Origin of the sequence: Acidovorax facilis, from assembly GCF_023913775.1 — a bacterium.
GTDB lineage: Bacteria > Pseudomonadota > Gammaproteobacteria > Burkholderiales > Burkholderiaceae_C > Acidovorax > Acidovorax facilis.
Window position 1 is genome coordinate 1 of record NZ_JAMXAX010000246.1, and the last position, 2,358, is coordinate 2,358.

General features: G+C 69.2%; 2 protein-coding genes and 2 pseudogenes. All 4 read right to left on the bottom strand.

Going from position 1 to position 2,358, the window contains the following annotated elements:
• Window positions 1-430, bottom strand: a pseudogene (locus NFX52_RS31485) (TrbI/VirB10 family protein); the annotation flags it as partial.
• A gap of 2 nt (window positions 431-432) precedes the next feature.
• Window positions 433-1,440, bottom strand: a complete 1,008-nt coding sequence (trbG, locus tag NFX52_RS31490) for a P-type conjugative transfer protein TrbG (RefSeq protein ID WP_252635977.1) — start codon at window positions 1,438-1,440, stop codon at window positions 433-435.
• A complete protein-coding gene (gene trbF, locus NFX52_RS31495) occupies window positions 1,437-2,144 on the bottom strand; it encodes a conjugal transfer protein TrbF (protein WP_055402776.1) in 708 nt (235 codons plus the stop codon). Before trbF ends, trbG begins: the two co-directional genes overlap by 4 nt.
• 11 nt (window positions 2,145-2,155) lie before the next feature.
• Window positions 2,156-2,358: pseudogene (locus tag NFX52_RS31500) on the bottom strand (P-type conjugative transfer protein TrbL); the annotation flags it as partial.

The following is a 2,358-nucleotide window of genomic DNA, read 5'->3' on the forward strand; positions in this document are numbered from 1 at the left end:
CTGCCGCTTCGGCCTCCTTGCGCAGCGCATCCGCCGGATCATGGCCTGGTGGCGCATAGCCCGGCTCCATCGGCCCCTGCGCCTTCACGATGGCCGGCCCCAGGTCCCCCGGCAACGGCGGCCCCAGTCGGGGTACTTCTGGTGATCGCAATCCGCCGTAGTCGGCCGGCAACCGGTCCAGCCCTTCGGACTTCGACACCCGATCAACGTTGTAAAGCTCCGAGGAATTAGCGCCACGCCGGTGGCTGCTCTGCAGCGACCAGATGGTGGCTCCAAGCACGGCGGTAGCCAGGGAACCCACGAGAACAGCCAGCATGCGCCGGTTCAGCCGCGTCACGGGTCGCGGCGCAGCACGCAGCGCCACCGATTCGGGTGAGACCTTGGCCGGTTGCGGCGGGGTAGCGGCGTTGGAAGAGTCGCGGCTGTCCATGGTTAAAGCCGCCCACCCACACTGTCCGTGCGCTCGATGCGCACCACATCACCATCCCGGCCCTCGCCGCCACCCAAGCGCAACTCGGCCGCGCCGAACAACCGGTCCACGATGTAGTACGGCGGCCGGAATCGGTAGTTCACCAGCTGCCCGTCCCCCTGCGCCCCGATCACGAACAGCGGCGGGAGCTCGCCCTGCGCAATGCCCGCCGGGAACTGGATGTAGACCTTCTCTCCATCATCGAAGGCGCGCAGCGGCTTCCAGGCCGGGTTGCCACCACCGATGGCATAGCGGAAGCGCAGCTTCTCCAGCGACAGGCCGCTCTCGATGGGGGCCGCGGCCTGGGCCGCCTGCGCCTGGCGCTGCAGGGCCAGCATCTTGTCCTTCGGGTACTCCCAGGACACCGAGGCCATCCAGGCCTTCTCGGTGGAGGTCAGCTCAACCAGGTAGGTGCGCCGGCTCGTGGTGATGACCAGATTGGTCTTGAGGCCTGAGCGGATGGGCTTGACCAGCACCTTCACGCGCAGCGTCTCGCCGGTCCCGCTAGCCGTGTCGCCCACGATCCAGCGCACGGTGTCTCCGGCGGCGACCGTCACCAGCTCCTCACCGGGCTGCAGTGCGATGGCCGTCACCCGGCCCGGGGCCGCATAGACCTGGTACAGCGCCCCGTCGGTGAAGGGCCAGACCTGGATGGCGTTGACGTAGCCCTCGCGCGTGGGTGCCACGCGGGCCTCGGCGTTGGCGCGCGCCACACGGGCCTTTTCGTCGGCGGGCTCGGGGGCAGGTTGTGCCTCGCCGCCCTTGGGCAGGGGCTTCAACTGCGCCGGCAGGGGCAGCACCTCGGGAATGGCCACGACCTCGATGGGCTTGGGCGGCTCGGGCAAGGCCTGGGCCTGGATGGGCTCATCGAGCGCAATCGATGGGGGAGGCTTGCCCTGGGTGCCGCAGCCCGTGGCCAGAACGGCCAGCAGGACCAGCGGCATGGCGCGGTAGGGGATTCGTGCATTCATGGTTTCTTCACTCCTTCGCTGGCATCGAGTTCGCGGCTCCAGGACAGGCCGTTGACGTAGATGCCCAATGGGTTCTTGCGCAGGCGCTCCTCGCTGCGCGGGGCCTGCAGCACGATGGACAGCACGGCCGTCCAGCGCTCCAGCCCTGCCGCCTCGCCATTGACGTAGCGCCGCTCGGTCCAGCGCACCTGAAACGAGGCATCGCTGGCGCGCACCACGCTGTTGATGGCCACGGTCACCGAGTGCTGCCCGATGCGAGAAAACGGATCCGCGACCCGCGCATAGTCGTTGAGCGTGGCCGCGCCCTTGTCCGTGGTGTAGTCGTAGGCTTCCAGCCAGTTCTGCCGCACCACGATGGGATCGATGGACAGCGAGCGCACGCCGGTGACGAAGCGCGCGAGGTGGAAAGCGATCTGCGCATCGCTCGGCTGGTACGGGGTGGCCGCCTCGCCCACCGCGCGCACCTGCCCGGCCTGGTCCACCTCGATGACGTAGGGCGTCACGATGGACTGGGCAGAACGCCAGACCAGGCCGCCCGCCATCAAAAGGGCCAGCACCAGGGAACCAAAGGCCATGAGCCGCCAGTTCCGGGCCTGCACCCGGGCCGAGCCGATGCGCTGGTCCCAGGCCTGTCCGGCTGCCTGGTAGGGGGTGACGGGTTCGGGGGTCTCCGAATACCGCCGCTGGGGTCGTTGGAATCGCATGGCAGCCCTCATCAAGGATTGGATTCATCGCGCAGGCTCGGAGCAACACCGCCGCCCGCATGGTCGCCGGCACGGATGGCATGCACGGCCGTGGTGGCCGCCTGCGTGGCCTGCTGGCGCCGCCGCATGCGCCGGGCCCAGCCCGGCTCAGACACAGGCGCCGGGGGCGCCGCATCCTCAGCACCACCCACAGAAGCGGTCTCCCCAGAGGGTG

Excerpts from the sequence above, each read along its gene's own strand:
- trbG (WP_252635977.1), bottom strand. The coding sequence starts at position 1,440 with ATGAATGCACGAATCCCCTACCGCGCCATGCCGCTGGTCCTGCTGGCC.
- trbF (WP_055402776.1), bottom strand. The coding sequence starts at position 2,144 with ATGCGATTCCAACGACCCCAGCGGCGGTATTCGGAGACCCCCGAACCC.